The organism is Peribacillus sp. Aquil_B1 (assembly GCF_022603275.1).
Classification (GTDB): domain Bacteria; phylum Bacillota; class Bacilli; order Bacillales; family DSM-1321; genus Peribacillus.
This window is the reverse complement of sequence record NZ_JAKXEE010000001.1, coordinates 2,469,750-2,490,924: the sequence shown is the minus strand read 5'-3', so window position 1 is coordinate 2,490,924 and position 21,175 is coordinate 2,469,750. Positions and strand designations below refer to the sequence as shown.

Annotated in this window: 18 protein-coding genes; 10 read left to right on the top strand and 8 right to left on the bottom strand. The window is 37.6% G+C overall.

Annotated features, from left to right (window positions below):
- Window positions 1–174: 174 nt before the first annotated feature.
- Window positions 175–657 carry a DUF456 domain-containing protein gene (locus tag MPH60_RS12130; RefSeq protein ID WP_241588925.1) on the bottom strand — a complete coding sequence of 161 codons (483 nt, stop codon included), beginning with the start codon at window positions 655–657 and terminating at the stop codon, window positions 175–177.
- 334 nt (window positions 658–991) lie between these two features.
- Between MPH60_RS12130 and MPH60_RS12125 the strand changes: the two genes are divergently transcribed.
- Window positions 992–1,312, top strand: a complete 321-nt coding sequence (locus MPH60_RS12125) for a hypothetical protein (protein ID WP_241588923.1) — start codon at window positions 992–994, stop codon at window positions 1,310–1,312.
- 706 nt (window positions 1,313–2,018) lie between these two features.
- Here the strand turns inward: MPH60_RS12125 and MPH60_RS12120 are convergent.
- The 3 genes from MPH60_RS12120 to MPH60_RS12110 all read right to left on the bottom strand — a co-directional run bounded on the left by MPH60_RS12120 (window position 2,019) and on the right by MPH60_RS12110 (window position 5,771).
- Window positions 2,019–3,341 (bottom strand): CitMHS family transporter, encoded by a 1,323-nt coding sequence (locus MPH60_RS12120; RefSeq protein WP_241588922.1) that lies wholly within the window; start codon window positions 3,339–3,341, stop codon window positions 2,019–2,021.
- Between the two features lie 400 nt (window positions 3,342–3,741).
- Window positions 3,742–4,866 carry an AbrB family transcriptional regulator gene (locus MPH60_RS12115; protein WP_241588921.1) on the bottom strand — a complete coding sequence of 375 codons (1,125 nt, stop codon included), beginning with the start codon at window positions 4,864–4,866 and terminating at the stop codon, window positions 3,742–3,744.
- Between the two features lie 44 nt (window positions 4,867–4,910).
- Window positions 4,911–5,771: a LysR family transcriptional regulator gene (locus tag MPH60_RS12110; RefSeq protein WP_241588920.1), complete on the bottom strand. Its 861-nt coding sequence runs from the start codon at window positions 5,769–5,771 to the stop codon at window positions 4,911–4,913.
- Between the two features lie 268 nt (window positions 5,772–6,039).
- On the opposite strand from MPH60_RS12110, the gene tcuA reads away from it, so the two are divergent.
- The gene (gene tcuA, locus MPH60_RS12105) at window positions 6,040–7,551 is read left to right on the top strand and encodes an FAD-dependent tricarballylate dehydrogenase TcuA (RefSeq protein ID WP_241588918.1); all 1,512 of its coding nucleotides are present in this window, start codon (window positions 6,040–6,042) and stop codon (window positions 7,549–7,551) included.
- 609 nt (window positions 7,552–8,160) lie between these two features.
- On the opposite strand, the gene MPH60_RS12100 is transcribed toward tcuA, so the two are convergent.
- Together MPH60_RS12100 and MPH60_RS12095 are read right to left on the bottom strand one after the other, a co-directional pair.
- Window positions 8,161–8,307 carry a hypothetical protein gene (locus tag MPH60_RS12100; RefSeq protein WP_241588916.1) on the bottom strand — a complete coding sequence of 49 codons (147 nt, stop codon included), beginning with the start codon at window positions 8,305–8,307 and terminating at the stop codon, window positions 8,161–8,163.
- A 52-nt stretch (window positions 8,308–8,359) separates the two neighbouring features.
- Complete coding sequence (locus MPH60_RS12095) at window positions 8,360–9,487, bottom strand: 2-methylaconitate cis-trans isomerase PrpF family protein (RefSeq protein WP_241588915.1); 1,128 nt, start codon at window positions 9,485–9,487, stop codon at window positions 8,360–8,362.
- Window positions 9,488–9,633: 146 nt separating this feature from the next.
- On the opposite strand from MPH60_RS12095, the gene MPH60_RS12090 reads away from it, so the two are divergent.
- Together MPH60_RS12090 and MPH60_RS12085 are read left to right on the top strand one after the other, a co-directional pair.
- Window positions 9,634–10,497 (top strand): LysR family transcriptional regulator, encoded by an 864-nt coding sequence (locus tag MPH60_RS12090; protein ID WP_241588914.1) that lies wholly within the window; start codon window positions 9,634–9,636, stop codon window positions 10,495–10,497.
- Window positions 10,498–10,748: 251 nt separating this feature from the next.
- On the top strand, window positions 10,749–12,059 hold the full coding sequence (locus MPH60_RS12085; protein ID WP_241589049.1) for a CitMHS family transporter: 1,311 nt from the start codon (window positions 10,749–10,751) through the stop codon (window positions 12,057–12,059).
- Window positions 12,060–12,147: 88 nt separating this feature from the next.
- Here MPH60_RS12085 and yyaC read toward each other — a convergent pair whose 3' ends face one another.
- Window positions 12,148–12,702, bottom strand: coding sequence for a spore protease YyaC (yyaC, locus tag MPH60_RS12080; protein WP_241588912.1), 555 nt, complete (start codon window positions 12,700–12,702; stop codon window positions 12,148–12,150).
- 583 nt (window positions 12,703–13,285) lie between these two features.
- On the opposite strand from yyaC, the gene MPH60_RS12075 reads away from it, so the two are divergent.
- From MPH60_RS12075 to MPH60_RS12055, 5 genes are all read left to right on the top strand, one after another.
- Window positions 13,286–13,711 carry an alkaline phosphatase PhoX gene (locus tag MPH60_RS12075; RefSeq protein WP_241588911.1) on the top strand — a complete coding sequence of 142 codons (426 nt, stop codon included), beginning with the start codon at window positions 13,286–13,288 and terminating at the stop codon, window positions 13,709–13,711.
- Window positions 13,656–14,342 (top strand): alkaline phosphatase PhoX, encoded by a 687-nt coding sequence (locus MPH60_RS12070; protein ID WP_241588910.1) that lies wholly within the window; start codon window positions 13,656–13,658, stop codon window positions 14,340–14,342. The genes MPH60_RS12075 and MPH60_RS12070 overlap by 56 nt, the downstream gene beginning before the upstream one ends.
- Window positions 14,343–14,396: 54 nt before the next feature.
- Window positions 14,397–14,624, top strand: a complete 228-nt coding sequence (tatA, locus tag MPH60_RS12065) for a twin-arginine translocase TatA/TatE family subunit (protein ID WP_230163365.1) — start codon at window positions 14,397–14,399, stop codon at window positions 14,622–14,624.
- 29 nt (window positions 14,625–14,653) lie between these two features.
- Window positions 14,654–15,685: a bifunctional metallophosphatase/5'-nucleotidase gene (locus MPH60_RS12060; protein ID WP_241615829.1), complete on the top strand. Its 1,032-nt coding sequence runs from the start codon at window positions 14,654–14,656 to the stop codon at window positions 15,683–15,685.
- Between the two features lie 963 nt (window positions 15,686–16,648).
- On the top strand, window positions 16,649–16,876 hold the full coding sequence (locus MPH60_RS12055; RefSeq protein ID WP_241588908.1) for a hypothetical protein: 228 nt from the start codon (window positions 16,649–16,651) through the stop codon (window positions 16,874–16,876).
- Between the two features lie 655 nt (window positions 16,877–17,531).
- Here MPH60_RS12055 and MPH60_RS12050 read toward each other — a convergent pair.
- Window positions 17,532–18,290 (bottom strand): GTP cyclohydrolase II, encoded by a 759-nt coding sequence (locus tag MPH60_RS12050; protein ID WP_241588907.1) that lies wholly within the window; start codon window positions 18,288–18,290, stop codon window positions 17,532–17,534.
- Window positions 18,291–18,997: 707 nt separating this feature from the next.
- Here MPH60_RS12050 and MPH60_RS12045 point away from each other — a divergent pair.
- Window positions 18,998–21,067 (top strand): bifunctional aldolase/short-chain dehydrogenase, encoded by a 2,070-nt coding sequence (locus tag MPH60_RS12045; RefSeq protein WP_241588906.1) that lies wholly within the window; start codon window positions 18,998–19,000, stop codon window positions 21,065–21,067.
- Window positions 21,068–21,175: the final 108 nt, after the last annotated feature.

Sequence of the window (21,175 nt, the reverse complement as noted above, 5' to 3'; positions counted from 1 at the left end):
AGGTGTGAAAATAATATTAGTATTCTAAAAAGAGTTCTATGGTTAAAGAATTGTTCACTAATTCCTTTTCCTCCATCACCTTTTTTCTTATAGATAAGTCAATGGGACTTCTGTTAATAGAAAAAGCTGACTGTTTAAAGTCAGCTTTTTCTTATTGTGGCCGTTGACAAATAATTAAAAAATTACCGCTAAAATAAACCAAACAATCATCAATAATTGAATTAATACTTTGGCTAAACTGCCGCCTAAAAAACCGATGATAGTTGCAAACCCAACTTTAGTCGCCTTCATCATATCTTTTTGAATGATTAATTCCGAAACGAGGACCGCTAAAAATGGTACGAGAATTATTCCAAAAGGAGGGAAGACAAATGAACCAACAATCGTGGCAATAGCCGCTATTGTCTCGGATGTTTTTGACCCCCCATACTTTTTAACAAAATAACTATTTGCGATAATATCGGCCGCGATTAATACACCGCTCAACACAACCATACTGATCCAGAACCATAACGATAACCCATCAGAATCGATGAGGAATTGATAAACTGCAAATCCTCCCCAAATAGCAACAACCGAAGGAATAAAAGGATAGATAATTCCTACAAAACTTAAAGCAAATAAGACGATCGTTAACCCCCACCATAAAATATCCAATAAAACTCCACCTTTTCATACTTACTTATCATATATCTACTAAATTATATTTCTATTTAGGGACAAAAACCATTAATTCTTTTTTTGTATATTCGAATCCATCACACTTTCATTAACATTAGATGTATGATCCGTAAAATTAGAGTGAATTGCCAAAAAGAACTTGTTGATGAATCCTTATAATAACACTTTAACTAGGGTTGTTGCGGCAACCTTTTTCTTATTCAAAAAACTGGGCAGGTTAGTTGAAGATCATTTACAAGCAAATGACATATATAAGCCATTTCCTTATAAAGATGTTGTAATATTAAAGCAAATGTAGGAGGTTAATAAGATGAAGACTTTTGATTTAAAATCAGGAACAAAAGTAATAATAGACGAAAGTAGAATAGTAATAGAAAGAACAAGCGGAAAAAGTGCAATGAAGGGTTTGTTTGCAGGGCGAGCAATGGGGCAAATGACCATAAAAACGTCATCAGTGACTGGGTTAATTCACTTTGCTGACTTTTTAATGATTTGTGCTTCTGGACTCCCGACTCCCAATGATTTTAAATTATCCAGCGTAGCAGAGATAAAACAATACCCTAACTGTATTGTGGCAAAAGAAAGTGAATTAGAAGAGTTATATCAATTTCTCACTGGATTTATTAAGTAAGGTTTCCATATGGAAAAATAAAAAAACAACAATGAAAGCAGTTGATTTCATCTAAGAAATTCAACTGCTTTTAGCTTTTGAAAAAGTTTTTTACGGTATAGTTCAAATACAATTGGTTGTCATTTGAGAGCAATCAATAAGGTTGAAGCTGTCTTTAAGGCAGCTTATTACTTATGTCCATTAAATTATTTAGGCTCTTTCGTAAAGATTGTTGTTTTTAAAACGAAACGATATAAGGTTGATTGGAGCGGAAGTGCGAGACTCCTGCGGGAGCAGCGGGACAGGTGAGACCCCACAGGCATTTACGCCGAGGAGGCTTACCGCCCGCCCCGCGGAAAGCGAGCATCTGGAGGGGAAATCAACCACACCGCACTACTTGGTAAATAGCAACAAAGTATGCGAAAACAGCCATTATTTAAAACCTCCATAGGTAGTAACCCCAAACATTATTAGATGTTATATCTATTTAGGCTATTTAATTTAAGAGAGGGATTAATTTCATCTTCTTCATTGTCTTTTTAATGGGGTATTAGAGAGGTGCCATGTGAGAAATATGTAAGTATCTGCTGATAAGCCACCGGGTTTTTCTTTCAAGAGTTGTTTGTTCCTCATCATTATGAAATTGATCAAAAGTCCTTAGTCGTTGTTTGTGGAAAGGATCCTGCGGATATTTACTAGCAAACAAGTATACAAAGACTTTTATAATTTACAAAAAAGAAATAGCGCCACTGATTATAGCCAATACAGTTAAGATTAACGATGTCAATATGGCCCATTTGTATGCGAATTTCTGATATTCTCCAAGGTCTTTATCAACCATGCCAACTAATAAAATGGTTGATGCAACAAGTGGACTCATTAAATGAGCAGGTTGTCCCAATATAGAAGCCCGAGCAATTTCTAACGGACTAATACCATAGGAAGAAGCTGCCTCTGCAAGAATGGGGAGAACTCCAAAATAATAGGCATCATTCGATAAAACGAAAGTGAATGGCATACTTGTAATGCCAACAATGACAGGGAAAAACTGTCCGAATGAAGCAGGTATTATCGCAACCAGTCCATTAGCAATAGCATCAACCATTTTTGTACCGGAAAAGATTCCTGCAAATACTCCAGCCGCAAAAACTAATAAAACAACAATTAGAGCATTTCCAGAATGTGCTAAGATACGTCTTTTTTGCATTTCCAGATTAGGGTAGTTAATCATTAAAGCAATAGCGAAACCGACCAAAAATAAAATAGGGGAAGGTACCAATCCCATAATAAGAATGACCATAATGCCTACCACAAGTAGTAAGTTTATCCACAAAAAACGAGGGCGTTTAATGTCAATAAGAGGAAATACATCAGTGGCTTCATTTTCCACAGTAGCAGCAATTTCATTTTTCAACTCTTCAATGTGTATTACACCCAGTCGTTTACGTTCTTTTCTCCCTAAAATAAATGCGACGAAAATAACCCAAAGAGCACCACCGATCATGGTAGGAATAAGTGGAACAAAAAATTCGGATGCATCAAGTCCCAATACTGCTATTGCTCGGGTAGCAGGTCCACCCCAGGGGGTCATACCACTCATAACACTTAAAGCTAGCATGGCTACTGTGGCTAAAACCAATGGATTCATACCGATTCGTTTATAAAGTGGATACATAGCTGAAACAGTAATGATATACGTTGTTGTACCATCTCCATCTAGGGCCACAAGTAATGCAAGAATTGTGGTACCTATCGAAATTTTGACAGGATCTCCCTTGACCACTTTTAATAGCTTTTTGATAAGTGGGTCAAATAAGCCCGTGTCTATCATAATACCAAAAAACAATATGGCGAATAATAATAGAGCTGCAGAAGGAGCGACTAGCTTAATGCCTTCCATCATCATCGTGCCAATTTTACTTCCAAAACCACCAACCACTGCAAAAACGATCGGAACTAAAGTTAAAGCAACAATGGGTGATAAACGTTTGGACATAATTAAATAGGTAAAAACGGTAACCATGGAGATGCCTAAAATTGTAAGAAACATGATTAAATCCCCTCCCATATTTTGAATGCGCTTTCAAATGATCTCTGGATGACTAAGAAATAATTTTGTGACTCTTCAGAAAAATTAACTGGTAGACTAATAAGTTTTACACTATGCTTATGCGCTTTTCTTTATTAAAGGTAATACAGGGAGAACAATAAGTTAAATACATATTTTTTTTGTATTGGCATCAAAATAATTTATTCTTAAAAAAAGATTGGGGAGTAGAGCGAAGAAAGCCAAGGGATAAGTGATACAATAAAGAAATTTTTAAAAATTCAATGCTTTTTTTAGTGTTAAAAAGAAGGTCATCATCTAAATATTGTGGATGATAACCTTCTTTTCTTCTTTATAAACCTGACTTTTTCAGTGTCCTTGAGCAAAGCTCTCTCTTTTTTATTTAACATCTAGTTTTAACGTTACTGCTCTTTTCTTTTTTTCTTAAACTTAATTTTAATACCAATCTTAGTAATGGAGGCACTGCGGCATAAATAAAAGCCATCCGAAATAGTTGATAGCTGGTAACAGTAAATACATCAGCATTTACTTCTTGTGCAATGAGTCCCATTTGATCCATTCCACCAGGGGCTAAACTTAAAAAACCCGTAATAGTCGATAAATCATAATACTGGGTCAGTAGAAAACTAAAAAACATTGTTGCGCAGATTAAAATTAGTCCGTTCAACAAAGCAAATATTAAGGTTTTTCTTTTGTTGTCAAGTTGTTCCGGTTTTAATAGTAACCCGATATAACCGCCAACCATAAATTGAGATATATCAAGAAGCGTAGGGTGAAGTGGTGGTCCCTGCAAACCTAAAAGACCTATTGCAGCAGAAACGATTACTGGTCCTAAAAAGTAAGGGGCTGGTAATTTGAATATTTTACCTATTCTTGCTGCGAGAATACAAATAAGGGCGAACAGAAAGATAAGAGGAAATAAATCACTCCACTCTGGAATAGCGTTATCCATTATTTTAGAGGAATCATTGGCACTATTCGCCGCAAAAATGGGACTGATGATTAAAAGGGGAACTAAGAAAACAACCATTATCACTCTTGTTACATGGAAAAAGGTAACTGTAGTAATATCAATACCTTTCATTTCTTCTGCAAACACAACGATTTGTGACAAACCTCCAGGAATACTACTCGTTAAAGAGGTAGGATAGTCAATGCCGGAATATTTTGACATAACAAAAGCAGAACATGCACAAACAAGGACAATTAAGGTTGTAAGGATCAACATTGAGGGAAGGTGACTAATCATATCAGACAGTGAGCTCTTGGTAAAGGAGATGCCTATTGAATAACCTACAATAATTAACCCAGTATTTCTCATCGAAACGGGCCAAATTAATTTAACGTTTTTGAAGCGTGATGCAATTAATAGGGCTGCCATTGGACCAAGAAGCCATGGGATTGGAAACCTGATAAGAGAGAAAAGGCTGCCTCCAATAAAAGCAGTTAGAAGTGCAGCCGAAAATTGGATTGTCTTGCTTGCATGATTTAAATCCCACTTTTTCATAATAATTCTCTTCCTTTGTATTAGTTTTACTTCATTTCGTCTTATCATTGTTTAGTATCATTAAGAAAATCAATAAATGCTTTTACTTGTGCCAAATCCATAGTCACATCCCGATAAAAAACCCAAGTTTCTCTAAGCAAATAGCTATTATCGCTTAATACAATGGGGAAAGTATACAGTGGATCATCATGTTTAATACAGATTTCTGGTAAAATGGCATATCCTAAACCATTAAGAACCAGTTCCTTACATGTTTCAATCCGATCTACCTCCATTGAAATTTTAGGTGGTAACGCAAATGTTTCCTGCCACCAGTTTTCAATAGTATTACTTAACGATTGGTCTGTCTGATAATTAACTCTAGGAAGAAAAGGAAGTTCTTTTAATTCAATTTTTTTACTGGAGGCAATACAAATCTTTTCTTCTTGAAATAACACTTTATTTTCCTGCCATTTGTAAGGACCTCTAACTATCCCGAGATGTGCTTCTTCTTTTTGAAGCATTTGATGAATTTGAGAACTCCATCCAGTTTTCAAACTGATTTCAACCTCTGGATATAGGGTTAGAAATTCTTTTAATAATACTGGCAGTTTATATCGGGCAAACAAGCCAGATACACCCAATCGCAAAGTTCCTTTTACTTTTTTATCCAAATTTGAAATGTGTTCTTTTGCAGCTCCTAATTGCTTACGCATATTTTTCGAATATTGAACGAGGTATTCCCCTTCAACTGTAAACTCTACACCTCTTTTGCCTCTAGAGATTAAATTTGTTTTGAACTCTTTTTCCAGCTGTTTTATACGATAGGATAAAGCTGGCTGAGAAATAAATAGTCGTTGTGCTGCCTTTGTTATATTTCTTTCTTCGTAAAGAGTAATTAATATAAGCCAGTCTTTTTCATCCATAAAATTTTTCTCCTTTAACCATAAAAAATATTTATGGGTAATTATAAATATTGATAATTTATTTGATTTCTAAAAGTATAATACAACTAATGAAAAAAGAAATCTATCTTTTTATGTAAATCAACAGACTCACTATAGTTTTACGTTTCCAGCGTTCTTTCATAAATTTTTTCTATGGCAATGAATAAAAAAACAATATTATTTTTATTCTTTATTTTCACTTATTATTTACATGAAGAGTTATCACTACTTAACAGGAGGGGTAAAAATGTCAAATACACAAAATTATGATGTAGTTGTAGTAGGGGCAGGAAACGCAGCTTTGTGTGCCGCAATCTCAGCAAAAGAGGGAGGTGCTAGAGTTCTTGTATTAGAACGGGGACCAGTGGAAAAGCGTGGAGGGAACTCTTTCTTTACGGATGGGGCCATTCGTGTTGCATACAATAATTTAGACGCAATCAGAAAAATAATACCTGAATTAACAGATGAAGAATCCGAATTAATTGTAATGCCTGGATACACGGAATCCGATTATTACAATGATCTAATGCGAGTAACAGGTGGACAAAGTAATCCAGAGTTAGCAAAACAGCTGGTTTCTAGATCGTATGAAACAATTACGTGGATGCGTGATCAGGGAATAAAATTTGAATTGAATTATGAAAATCAATCCTTCGTACAAGATGGCAAGCGCAATTTCTGGGGAGGACTGCCTATCAAAACGGAGGATAAAGGCGTTGGCTTAATGAGACAGCTCTTTGCGCGGACTGAAGAAATCGGCATCGACGTTTGGTACGATTCACGTGCTGTGGAGCTTGTATCAGAGCAAAACACAATAACTGGTGTCATTGTTGAGAAGGATCATACAATGGTAACTGTTCAGACATCCGGTGTGATTTTGGCTTGTGGGGGCTTTGAAGCCAATAAGAAAATGAGAAGTGAAAATATTGGTGAAGAATGGGAAGCGGCTATTGTTCGTGGAACCGAGTTCAACACAGGAGACGGCATTTCCATGGCTATGGCAGTGGGTGCTCAAAAATTTGGGCAGTGGTCTGGATGTCATTCTATTGGGACAGATTATAATGCGCCAAAAGTAGGGGACTTCACGAAGCCGGGAGATATATTTAAAAAGCATTCTTATCCTTACAGCGTCATGCTTAATAATGAAGGGAAACGGTTTGTTGATGAAGGAGCAGATTTACGAAATTACACCTATGCCAAATACGGCCGTGAGGTATTAAAACAACCTGGACATGTGGCATATCAAATTTATGATGCGCAGGTACGCCCGATGCTGCGTAAAGAATATGACCTTGAAGAGGCGACTATTTATAAAGCAGATACGCTTGAAGAGTTGGCTAGTTTACTGCCGGTCAATCAAACACAATTTCTTAAAACGATCGAAGAGTATAACAGTGCGGTACAAGATGGCGAGTATAGACCCGCAGAGAAAGATGGCAAAGGAACAAAAGGAATTACTCCTCCTAAATCCAACTGGGCACTTCGAATTGAGCAAGGTCCATTCTATGCTTTCCCTGTAACGTGCGGAATCACCTTCTCGTTCGGTGGTTTACATGTAGATACTACGGGTCATGTGTTAGACAAAGAAGAACAACCGATAAAAGGTCTCTTTGCGGCTGGTGAAATGATTGGGGGGATTTTTTATGAAAACTATCCTGGTGGATCCGGGTTAATGTCTGGAGCGGTCTTTGGAAAATTAGCTGGATCATCCTCAGCACGCTATTCTCAAGAAAAGGTTGAAACGGTCAATAATCATTGAGTCTTTTCCTTGAATAGATAAGAGTGTGTCCAAAAAATAATAGAGTTACGTGCAGTAGAAGAATGCAAAATAGCCAAGGCTTAAAAAAGTCCTTGGCTGTTTGTTATTTTACATATTAAAAGTCTTTATGCTTTGACTAAAACTCATATCATATAGAAACTTAGTAACCGTTTATATATTGGAGTTTTTTTCAGACGGAGTGATTGTATAGCTTTAAGCGTCATGATGGCCAGACAATAAGATTCTTAACTACTAGCTTTTCGAGTTCAGCACCAGCTGGAATGGATCAGATGGGCTTAACGTGTATGAAATCAGTTCTAACTTATCAATTTACCAGTTATATTCCTGTTTATCACTCCGATGCTAAAGTTCAGCATGAAAAAGGGGAGTGGATTTGTGTCTTGGTATTTTCTCTAAACTGGATGATAGATAGTAATTAGCTTTTCTTAAATACCATAGTAACCATAAAACTCTGGTTTCAGTATCTATACCTTAATTGTATAGGAGTTTTAGCTTATTTGGAGAGATTCACTTATATTCTCATTCCTAAATTATTAATGAATTCTTAAGGCATTGTACATTAAAGTCTGGGCTCTATTGAATACTCATTTATACAAAGCAAGGGTCATTGAAGTAAACAATTTCGGAAAGAATTTTAGTGCCTTTCATATTTTTGAATCGTTCATTCGCTTCTTTTTCTGTGTCAAATTCAAATATTTTAATATTTCCTTTTAAAAAGACAGTGATGACCCACATTTGACAAGCCTCCAGAGATAGAAAATTTTTTATTGCCGTAGATCAATTCAAATCAAGCTAATTGATAGGAATGCTCGTAATTTTTTTTCGTGTACACGTATCCCTCCAAGATAATTCTTGCTGTGCGTACCACTTTAATAGCACGTATGTGTCCTGCCAAGAAATCAACCTTAGTTTCCATTATCCCCGCAGGATGTGCTAATCGGAAAATTTCGTGTTTAATGTTCACCATCTCAGATAAAACCGTTTCCTGTAAGTAAGCCCCTGCTGTTGCACAAATGGCTCCTGTAATAGCGAGCGCTTGATGGGGCTTTTGCATCGACATCATTCTGATCATCAAATCCATCTCTGACGCTTTCCTTTTAGCTCCGTTTAGATCGACGTAATCCATAGGAGGAGCAATTATGGTCATTTTAGGCACAGCAGGAGATTTCACAGTAGCTGATTTCTTATCGGAAAATTGACACATCTCTGCTGCAATCGACCGGATTTCTTCTAGTTCATTTAATTTTTCCTGTGAATAATCAGAGGGCAATTCGCTTCCGCTTAAACCAATATCCTGTGCCCTTACGAAAACGAGTGGATTGGCAACATCTATAATTGAAACTTGAATTAGCCGATTCCTGGTTTTTATCATGTCAATCGGGTTTCCTGTAGGGAAAAGTTTTCCTGTAACTGCTCCTTCTGCATGAGTAAAAGAAAGATAAATAGGTGATCCTTTACCAGGCACCCCAGGAATTGAGCAGCAGCCTTCTGATTTCACTTGTCCATTTTCAACCTCTACTTCTGCAATAATCAGTTTTTGTGTATTCACGTTAAAAATTTTCACCGTTGTAACAGGTTCTTTTACAGGGACTAATCCTTGCTCAATTGCGTAAGGTCCTACAGCAGATGAAATATTTCCACAATTTCCTTTAAAATCAACCATTTGATTATCGATGCTTATCTGAGCAAATGTATATTCCACATCGAATTCTGGTGAATCTGATTTCTTGATAATCGCTGCTTTACTTGTCAATGAATTCGCTCCTCCAAGACCATCAATCTGTCTCCGATCCGGACTGCCCATCACGTCAAGTAAGAAACTTTCCCAGTCTGAGGGATTCGAAGGCATATGTTCAAAGTTAAGAAACACACCTTTACTTGTCCCGCCGCGCATTACAACTACTGGTACTTTCATTGTATAAACACCCTTTCTCAACCAATTTATAGCACTACCGTTCCCTTTGAAAATATAGTATGATAAGTTCAATCATAAGTAAAATACATATTTTTTTAATAAAAATGATAAAAAAACTTATAATCCAAAAGACGGGAGATGCTTAAGTGGACGAAAAAGATTGGATTGCGATAAGGGTACTATATGAAGAAAAAAACATTAGCCGTGCCGCAGAGCGTTTATATATATCGCAGCCGGCGTTAACGTACCGGCTTAAAAATCTAGAAAAAGAATTTAACACAAACCTATTCTTCAAAATAAAAGGAGGCATTGAGTTCACTTCAGAAGGGATACATTTAGCGGGCTATGCGGAAGAAATGGTGAAAAAGTTGCAAAAAACGAAAGATTATATGCTGAATATGAAAAATGAGGTAAGAGGAACGTTAAGGCTTGGCGTTTCCAGCAACTTTGCCCAATATAAACTACCAGAAATACTGAAAAAGTTTTCCACACAATATCCTCATGTACAATTTAATGTGAATACTGGCTGGAGTACTGAAATCATGCATCTTCTGGATTCCTCTAGTGTTCAATTAGGCATTCTGCGTGGAAATTATGAATGGTATGGAATCAAATCGTTACTGCATAAAGAAAGACTTTGTTTAATTTCTAAGAAAGAGGTAGACTTGGATGATTTGCCAGAACTTCCATTCATAAATTATAAGACCGACAGTTCTTTAAAGAACTTAATAAATGGCTGGTGGCATGATAGATTCCCAGAGCCACCATTTGTAACTATGGAAACAGATCGGCAGGAGACGTGCAAAGAGATGGTCAAAAATGATCTTGGTGTTTCTATTCTGCCGGAAATATGCCTGCAGCCTTCAGATAATTTGCATACATACGGGTTATCCTACAAAAATGGGAAGCCGGTGTTAAGAAATACATGGTTAATGTATAACCAGGATTCATTAAAACTCTCTACTGTGAAAAACTTTATTGATTTCTTGAATAAAAATTCCAATCTTTAACAAAAAAGCACAATGAAATTATTGACAATTTCATTGTGCTTTTTGGATTTCTTAATTTAATATAAAATGGATTATAAGTTTTTTTTTCGTAAAAGTACAAAAAATATGTATTTCACTTATTTACTGTTATGAACTATTCTAAAAATAGAAAACAAAGCAACAGGGAAACTAAAAAATACAATGTATTATTTTTTAATTATTCAAACTCTTTATCCAATTTGTAAGCGGTTTCTATAATAGGAGGGATTCATATTCTAACGTTACTTGGAATTTCAATGGTCGTTGTCTTTACTTATTTAATCATGTCTAAACGGTTATCACCTGTTAATTCTCTTGTAGTCATTCCAATTATCTTTGCATTAATTGGCGGATTTGGTCCAGAGCTCGGAGATATGATGCTCGATGGAATAAAGGTTGTCGCACCTTCAGCCGCTTTGCTATTGTTCGCTATTCTGTTTTTCGGAGTCCTGATTGACGCTGGATTATTTGATCCACTTATTAAAACTATGTTAAAAATCGTAAAAGGGGATCCGGTTAAAATAGCGATAGGAACAGCAGTAATCGCAATGACCGTTGCCTTAGATGGTGATGGTACCACTACTCATATGATTACGATTTCCGCTATGCTGCCTCTTTATTTACGACTTGGTATGAACCCGCTTATTCTTGCCACTATTTCTATGCTGGCTGTCAGTATTATGAGTGGTATGACTCCTTGGGGAGGACCTGCTACAAGGGCAATTGCATCTTTAGGTCTGGATGCAAATGAATTCTTTGTCCCGATTATCCCCACACTATTCTCAGGAATAGCAGCTATTCTTTTTACCGCTTATGTACTTGGTAAAAAAGAGCGCAAAAGGCTTGGCGTTGTTTATATCAAATCCGCACCTGAAATGAAAGGGGCTTTTGCTGAAGCAGCGGTAGCATCCGCCATCCAAGATGATTTAAAGCGCCCTAAATTAATATGGGTCAATCTTTTGTTGACGCTCACAGTCATGGTCGTTCTTGTAATGGGCTTAGTACCCGTCCCGGTGTTGTTTCTAATCGGGTTTGTTCTTGCTTCGATCATAAATTACCCTAATTTAGAACAGCAAAAAGAGCGAATCGGGTCACATGCAGGAAACGCTATAACCGTTGTCACATTAGTATTTGCGGCTGGTATTTTCACAGGGATCTTTTCTGGAACGAAAATGGTAGACGCCATTGCAAATTCCTTAGTGGCCATCATTCCGGATTCTTTAGGCTCTTTTTTACCGATGGTCGTTGCATTCACCAGCATGCCATTTACGTTCGTTTTATCCAATGATGCTTACTATTTTGGTGTTTTGCCAATTCTTGCCGAAGCAGGAGAAGCTTATGGAGTGAGTCCTTTAGAAATTGCCAGAGCTTCCGTACTGGGCCAGCCTGTACATTTCTTAAGTCCACTCGTGGCCTCGACTCTTCTACTAGTAGGGATGGTAAAGACAGATATCGGGGAATTACAGCGGTATGCATTTAAATGGGCTCTAATTTGTTCATTGGTCCTTATCATTGCCGCTATCTTGACAGGGGCTATTATTTAAGTATAACGTTATCAAATAAATTCTCGAACATAAACAATTAGGGCTGTGCCCAAACCAATTATCATTGGTTTGGGCACAGCCCATTCTTTTATTTAATTCCAGAAGTAATGATTTTTACGATTTTATTCGCCAAATTCATAACCGTGTATAGACGAGTATCATTTAAAAATTGCATCGTTGGCAGCGGATCTATATAATTTACCATTCCTATAATATGATAGTCTCCCACTTCAGGCAATACTTTTTTTAAAGCTTTCCCTGGGACAAGAGGTCCATCCTTCAAGAAAACATAACCGACCTGGTTTTGTTCCCCTAAACAAGCATCCACACTAAAAATAAGAGGCTTTTTGAATTGTTTTTTAATTTCTTTCAACGTGTCTTTTAAATTAAATGCATGAACCGGATTTTCCAAGGTACCGTAAACACGATAAGGCACCGTATGTTCTTTAAGCATCGTTCCGACTAAAGGTCCCAATGAATCTCCAACTGATCGGTCTGAACCAATACACAGAAAGATTACATCTCCGTTTTGACATCCTGAAGATTGAATGATCTCTTTGACTTTTAATGCTAAACTGTTTATTTCTTCGCCTTTTGGTTCCACAGAACAAATCTGCTCCCTCTTTTTGTAAATTAGACTCATTTTGATTACTCTTTATTCTATTATACGAATTAAAAAGATATCATGCATGTAAATATGAGCATATGCTTGAGACTGATGGATATTTTTATTTTATTGGTAGTTAACACTCTTGAAAAATGGCAGTAATTCAAAACATGCCCTTTAATTTATTTGGCGAGGAAGTGGGAGTAGGTTTACAACTAGAATATTTCCAGATCAATTATATAGCATGTCTTTGACCGATTCCTCTTCAATAATTCAGTAGATATGAATTAATCGGGTTAACAAGTATGTCATATAGTATCTCTATATTTACAAACTATTAATAAGCTTTAATAATCTGCATCGGTCTTTTTATGACAAAATCCTTAGTTTTTTCTCCACTTTTGACTCAAACCATCCATTTCCACCTCTTGCATGTTGTAAATATGGTTATAAACTCCACTGTTTTTCGATAAACTGTGACTTTTGGTTTATTTTCCTTGCGAAGGAATAAAATCACATGGGATTAACAGAGCATTTAAAAAGGTCTGTTAATTTTGAGGGTAGGGTTTGCTATAAGGAATATAGCTCCCCTCAAAAAGATTTTTTGGAGGTAATATTGATGAAATCCAGCAATAGCGGTTTAAACAGACGTAATTTCTTAAAAGTTGGCGGAATGAGTACTTTAGCATTAACACTTGGTTCAACGGGGGTATTTTCTCTTGCGGGAGCTACAAAAGGATTTGCAGCGGAATCCAGTAATCCAACAAGTGGGTTTGGTGGCTATGGCCCATTAGTAAAAGACCCAAATGGAGTTCTTGATCTGCCAAGGGGATTTCATTACAAAATGCTTTCACGAACTGGTGATATCATGCCTAATGGTGACCTTGTCCCTTCTGCTCACGATGGAATGGCTGCCTTTAAAAGAGAGAAGGGTACAACCATTCTTGTAAGAAATCATGAAAATGGGACCAATTCAGATTACCCTGTAAATGGAAAAAAACCTTGGAGCGCTGGTGCTGCCGGCTGCAGCTGCAAGTCAATTTAGTACTAGACAAAAATTCGGGATTGTTTGGAAAAAATTAAATCCTGAAATTGCACAGCAAGACGCTAAGGATAAAGGCTGTATTCAGTTTAGCCGCTTAGAAGGGGCTTATTTTTCTGAAGGTACTTTATGGTTTGATGATACAAGCGCAGGTTCAGCACGTCTTGGCCGTGTTTATCGCTACACGCCAGCGACAAACACCTTAGAACTATTCTATGAGTCTACTGATAAAAATGATTTAGAAGCACCGGATAACATTACAATCACTCCTTGGGGAGATCTTTGGATCGCCGAAGATGGTGGCGGTAATGATCGTATCGTCGGTTTAACTCCTGAAGGAAATATTTATACTTTCGCTGAAAATATGATGAACGGTTCAGAATTTGCTGGCCCTACATTTTCTCCAGATGGAAACACTTTCTTTGTAAATATGCAAACACCAGGTATCACCTTTGCGATTTGGGGGCCATTTGCACGCAGAAATTCTACCCGCAGACGAGCTATGAACCAGGCTCTGCCGCCAGCTAGTCTTGCTCCTGTTGTTTCGGATAAACTTACTGCATTTGCAGATGAACAAGGCATGTCTATATTAGAAGCAGCAGCTTTAGAGCGTCATGGTATGCCAATTTTATAAGTAATGATCGCATTTTCTGGTTCTTTCAAACCATCATGGTAGGAGGTGAGACGTTTGTTATCTAGTATCGGCATCCCTGGCCTAATTCTCATTCTAGTCATTGCGTTAATCATTTTTGGCCCTTCCAAATTACCCGAGATTGGAAGTGCTTTTGGAAACACTTTAAAAGAATTTAAAAAGGCAACAAATGACTTGATCAGCAATGACAAAGAAGAAAAAACTAACTCTGAAGAAAAAAATAAACTAGTAGCTCTTGAGAAATCCGAAAAAACTGGGAACTAAATAACTTATTTTACAATTTAATAGAGTAATTGCTTGGAGGGAATAGTATGAAAAAAATGGGGAAGATATTTTTGACGGGCTGCTTTTCGCTGGCGATCACTGCCGCTTTTGTCGCAAAGCCCGTTACGGCAGATGCGGAGGAAAAGCTTAAGGAGGGAGAGAAGTTTAAACTCACCATCCTCCAGACGAATGACTTTCATGGTCATCTGGATGACATCGTCACGCTGGATGATGGAACCCTTCATCATAATTCTATTGCGAAGTATGCCACCATCATTGAAAATGTGCGCGATGAAGAGGAGAATGTGCTTTTAGTCGATGGCGGGGATGTCTTCCTGCGCGGCGAGTTTCAGGAGGGTCAAGGAGAGTTGGAGACGTCTCTTTTGAAAGCTTTGGACTATGATGCGATGGCTCTAGGAAACAACGACTTCCGCGTATACCCTGCCGGAGAGGGCACACCGGACAGCCGTTATGAACAGTTAAAGGATTACCACCGCAACGTGAATTTCCCGATCCTTACTGGTAATGTAATTGACAGGGAAACAGGAAAGTACATACAGAATGTAAAACCTTGGAAGAGCTTTGCTTTCAATGGAGTTAAAGTCGGCATGATCGGCCTTACATCAATGAAGCCGGAAATTCGCGGTTGGGATGATGTTGCAGACCTCGATTTCATCGAACCGGTTGAAGCGTTGAATGCATTGCTTCCTGAAGTGAGTGAAAAATCTGACGTTAACATTGTCCTTTCGCATGCCGGAAATCCTGAAGACCATAAGCTGGCTCAGGTTCCCGGAGTTTCAGCGATAATCGGTGCAGATACACACAAGGTCATCAAAACTCCCGAATACGAATTCAACGGAGAGGTGATGGTGCCAATTACTCAAGCTGGCGGAGAACAAGAACATTATTTGGGCCGCCTGAATTTGACCTTTGAAGTCGTTGACGCCAAAATGACTTTGATCAAATCCGATGGATTCCTCTACGACGTTACAAATGTTCCGGCAGATCCAGAGATACAAGCGATTATAGACGATTATCGTGCAGATTTGAAAGCACAATAATCAAGCCTTCATAATGCTATGAGGAAAGGACAAAGCGAAGTTATTCGCTTTGTCCTTCTATAATTAATGATAAAGTAAAGATTGCAAGGCTTTTTAATTTTTGCTCATTTCCCGTCATTTCCATTGACGAGAGTTGAGCTTAGGGAGAGATTATCTGTTTAGTTTAGCTTAATTCCACTAATTAATGTGCTAAAAAGGATCGTTAGTGAACAAATAATTTGTTAGGCTGTTGAGATTACAAAAATTTCACTTAAATTACCATTAAATACCTTATTTGCTGAAAATAGTTTGAAAGAGTACTAATGGGTTCATTCACCAAGTTTCATTATGAAGCTATAAATTGATTTCAAACCATTCTCGATATCCATAAACAACCAGTTATTTTTTAACCGCTGTTGGTCATGATAAATAAAGAAGAAGGGGCTACTGATTACGTATGATTCAACATCATATAGTAAATGAGGTGTAAGTTAAAGACGTTTAACTTAACTACAGGTAGCTTCATTAAAAAATCGATTCGCGCAAGGAGATGGTTCGCTTGCACGTAAAAGCAGAAAACTCATTCAATCATTGTCATTTATGCTTTGAAAGTTGATAAAACTTTTAAGATATAGGGGATGGTTGCTTTGGATGGAAAACTCTAGTCAGATACCCGTATTTACTCTAATGTAGATGAGGTGTTTATCGCAGAGAATTTATGCTGATTCGAAATGAAGCAAACCCCTTTTTCAGACAGGGTGCAACTTTCCGTTGCATCCTGTTTTTGTGTAAATTCTTGTTATCACTAGCGTGAGCCACTTTATTTATAGCCCCTTTACTTGCATATTTTTTCATTTTTACCGTAACCTGTGCTGTTAAAAATAGAAGCCCCAATAAGGAAAAGCATATGGGTAACAAGATGATAAAAAAATAATACACTATTATCGGGGAAGGCATAAATCAAACAAGAAGGATGGGATCCTGATGGTTGATGAAAATAAACAAAAGAACAAACGGGAACAATGGAAAAAGCAAATTATGAATAATCTGAAGAGGGAAGCTGTCAAAAATATCATAGCAGGAATGGGAGACCTAGCAAGAACAGATGCTAAAGTCAATAATACTTACACTGTATACATCAAGGATGGAAGGATGATAAAGCAATCTTCAAATGGCAAGTGTGTTGTCATTAATGGAAAAATCAAAGGTTAACTGAGAAGGGTTAGGGAAAACTTTAAGTAATTTTTTGGTAATTTAACTCAAGCTCTCTTCTATATCCAATTTTTAATAAAGAAATAATGAATAGAAATCACTGCGATTTGACAGGACTGCTACAATTGTTATAGGTGGATTCCCATTTCATTTGCGATTTTCGCTCTAGATATACTAAGTACGGTCTGCTTTGCCAGGGCATTAAGAACCACTCTAGCCGTCATTGCTGTTATGATGATTTATTTCCCGGGATTTAGCAATGGCCGAGTTGCAGTATTGGGAATGCTCTTTGCAGTAGTTACGACAACTGTCTGGTATCGATCGGTAATCACGGTTACATTGTTATGCTGATTAACCTGAGGGGGATTTCCCTCTTTTTTTAATTCATCCAAAAATCTGCGATTGTATTGAATGACATTGTGAGAAACTCAGTATTGAATATGTTTTTTGGAATAAATTCCTTTTTCAACAAATAGTTTGATCGAATCGAAAATCTTTTCTTACTTTTTTATCAAATCATCTTTTAATAACACATTTGATTTCCACGACAAATATATACAGGATAATACATTCAATGATTCTTGAGGTTTCCACGATTATTCCAACAATTCAAACCTATTCAGGGGTATAAACAATTTCATATAAAACAAACCAGTCATTCATTTTTACTATCTTTTATATGACCGGAACGAACCACTTTGGTTTTTAAATATTTTTCATTAAACTCGGAAATATCTCCCCATAACGGAACTCTGCCTGCAACGTTGGCACCTGAGTTTTGAAGAGCTTCTAATTTTCTCGGATTGTTGGTGATAAGAGTCACTGGATTAGAGCGCAATTTTTTTAACACTCGAATGGCGTCATCATAGTTACGTGCATCATCCACAAATCCAAGCTCCAAATTCGCTTCCACCGTATCCAATCCCTTTTCTTGCAGTACATAAGCCATGGCTTTACTAAATAATCCGATGCCTCTTCCTTCGTGATTCGCTAAATAAAATAAAGCTCCGGATCCTTGAGCTGCAATCATTTTCATAGCCTGCTTTAATTGAAAGCCGCAATCACAGCGTTTGCTGCCAAATATATCCCCAGTATGACAAATACTATGCATCCGGATAAGGGCATCAGCTGAATGTTGAAAATCTCCATACAGTAACACACTGGATTGCTGCATTTCCGCTAAGTTGGAAGAGGCTAAAGTTTCAATGATCTTTTCTATATTATAAGTACCGTCATCACAAAAATGACCCGCCATATTCTCACATCGTAACCAGCAATACCACTGGAATATAATTGTTTCGCCCTCTAAGTTAACGGGTAATTTGATTGGGCCGACTAAATAAATGGATGTTTCATCACTTTTAATAACGTTAATTTTATCTTCTAATATTAAAGCCACTTTTTCATTAATCATATAAACTTCCTCCTGAAAATTATAATACTAAGATAACGTTTACTAGTTCATTTCATATTGTACCCAATCCACTCTTTTGTGAATCTTTGATTTTAAATAGAAACAAAATCTCCCAAATGTACTAAAACGAAAGACAACAGCAAAAGGCTAACTCCATTTTTAGTGTGAAATCCCATGTCCATTTCTTATTTGAACAGTAACTCATATAACCTCAATAAATCCACAGCACCGATTTTTCAAATGGAATTCGATTAAAAACACTGTATCTCTTAATTACAGTAAAAAGGAGTGAGAGCCATTATTGCATCGATGGTATTTGGGTTAGTAAAAAGTTTGTCTGCAGCTGCCTATTTACCCGGGAAAATGATGTCTTTCCGTAGGAAATGTCCTTCAAAGTCCTTGGGAAGTTTTACATAGGTCAATCTTCTACTAATATGGAAAGGACACAGTCTTTTCATTCATTGTCATTTGTTGTGCTTACGTTTATTTATAAATTTCATCTAAGTAAAATCGTGATTTTTAAGTTGAGTTTACCTTGCAGAATGAGTTTGATTGTCGAAAATGGTAGGTACATCCTTGGTCTTTCACGCTCATCCACTTTTCTTGTTTTCGAAAAATTAGTAAGAATTAAAAAACTTCTTCAAAAGAAAACAAATATATTGTACAATAAAACAAACACAAATAAAGATAAACGGGGGTAAAACAAAATGGTTAATAATTTATGGAATGATAAGGAAGCGTCAAAAGTAACATCTGGAGTAGAGGAACTGGTATATCGGTCTAATTTAATCGGTACAGATCGAGCTGTCTGCAACTGGGGCGGGGGCAATACATCCATGAAAACAATGGAGAAGGATTTTCGTGGCCGGGAAATTGAAGTCATGTGGGTTAAAGGAAGCGGTTCTGACCTTGCGACAATGAAAGCTGGCAATTTCACAGGTTTGAATCTAGCGGATATTCACCCTTTGATCGAGCGTGATGCAATGCCTGATGCAGATATGGTTGAATATTTGTCACACTGCATGATCGACAGTAAGCATCCACGTATGTCGATTGAAACTTTACTTCATGCCTTCCTTCCCTTTAAACATGTTGACCATACACATCCAGATGCAATTATTAGTCTTTGCTGTGCAGACAATGGAAAAGAAGTCGCCAATGAAATTTTCGGTGATCGTTTTGTCTGGGTACCATATGAGCGCCCTGGCTTCACTTTGTCTAAAATGATCGCAAAAGGTGTGAAAAATAACCCGCAAGCCGAGCTTGTTTTAATGGAAAAACATGGATTGGTTACTTGGGGTGAAACATCGAAAGAAGCCTATGAAAAAACCATTTCGATCATAACGGAAGCAGAAGAGTTTATTAACAGCCGCCAGCATGAAGAAGATGCATTTGGTGGACAGGCATTTGACTCATTATCTGAAGAAGAGCGCAAAAAGGTACTTGCTTCGGTTATGCCGGTTATCCGCGGTACTGTGGGCGAAGAGAAAAAAATGCTTTTAACATTTGACGATTCTGATGATGTCCTGCAATTTTTGAATAGCAAAAATGCGGCAGCCTTATCACAAGTCGGTGCCGCTTGCCCGGATCACCTTGTACATACAAAAATGAAGCCACTTTACATTAACTGGGATCCTCAAAATGAACGGACTGAATCCTTGGTGGAAAAAGTTAAAACGGGTATTCAACAATATAAGGAAGAATATAAGCAATACTTCGAGCGCAACAAAAACGAAGGAGATGTGATGTTTGAGGCGGCACCACGAGTTATTTTGATTCCAGGAGTCGGAATGGTCAACACAGGCAGAAACGTAGCCATGGCAAACGTGAGCGGAGCACTTTACCATCGAGCGATTGCGGTTATGAAAGGGGCAACAGCACTTGGCGAGTTCGTATCTCTCAGTGAAAATGAGTCATATAACGTTGAATACTGGCCACTCGAGCTTTATAAATTGTCTCTTTCCCCGGCGGAAGCGGAGTTCTCACGCAAAGTAGCCTTTATTACAGGCGGTGCGGGCGGTATTGGAAGCGCAACAGCACGGCGTTTAGTTTCTGAAGGTGCCCATGTAGTTCTAGCTGATTTAAATATTGAAGGTGCAGAAAAAGTTGCGGATGAAATAAATAAAGAATACGGGGAAAAACGCGCTGCAGCTTTTAAAATGGATGTTACCAGTGAAGAGCAGGTACAGGATGCCTTTGATAAATCAGCTCTTACATTTGGGGGAATTGATATTATCGTCAACAATGCCGGCCTTGCCACATCCAGCCCGTTTGATGAAACAACCTTAAAAGAATGGAACCTAAACATGAATGTACTCGGGACAGGCTATTTCCTTGTAGCACGTGAAGCTTTTAAACAAATGAAACGACAGGGAACAGGAGGAAATATGGTATTTGTCGGATCGAAAAACTCTGTTTATGCTGGAAAAAATGCTTCTGCTTACAGTTCAGTCAAAGCACTTGAAACACATCTAGCACGATGCATTGCAGTGGAAGGCGGGGATTTCGGAATCCGTGTTAATTCTGTTTTGCCAGACGCCGTATTACAAGGATCTTCCATTTGGGGATCGGGTTGGCGTCAAGAGCGTGCCGCTGCATACGGAATAGATCCAGACCAGCTTGAAGAACATTACAAAAAACGTACGACATTGCTAGTAAATATATTCCCTGAAGACATTGCTGAGTCCATAGCGTTTTTCGCTTCATCAAAAGCAGACAAAACAACGGGTTGCATGGTCACTGTAGACGGCGGTGTACCTGGAGCTTTTAATCGCTGATAGGTTTTACCTGTTTTCTTGGACTTTGTTGCTTTAAGTGGAGGGCTTGTCATAGGCGAAATCAATCTATCAAAAAATAATAGATTAAGTATGTACTGCCCATTGTGA